Raw genomic sequence first — 347 nt, forward strand, 5'->3', positions numbered from 1 at the left:
CGGGTAGCTATGTTCGGAATAGATAACCGCTGAAAGCATCTAAGCGGGAAACTAGCCTCAAGATGAGATCTCACTGGGGACTCGATCCCCCTGAAGGGCCGTCGAAGACTACGACGTTGATAGGTCGGGTGTGTAAGCGCTGTGAGGCGTTGAGCTAACCGATACTAATTGCCCGTGAGGCTTGACCATATAACACCCAAACAATTTGTGTGTTGATTGGTGAAGTCGACGAACCGAAAGTTCGTGAGAACCGCAAAGAATACCTGTCACATACCCGAATCTGGGTGAGCGTGAGCGCAAGCCACGGGCATCCGAAAGAATTGCTTGACGACCATAGAGCGTTGGAA

The 347-nt window shown here is 51.0% G+C and carries 1 rRNA gene; it reads left to right on the forward strand.

Features of this window, described 5'->3' with window-relative positions:
* Window positions 1–189 (forward strand): 23S ribosomal RNA (locus VV867_RS13885); the annotation flags it as partial.
* Window positions 190–347 lie beyond the last annotated feature (158 nt).

It is taken from the genome of Pseudomonas sp. JH-2 (genome assembly GCF_036231725.1).
GTDB lineage: Bacteria > Pseudomonadota > Gammaproteobacteria > Pseudomonadales > Pseudomonadaceae > Pseudomonas > Pseudomonas delhiensis.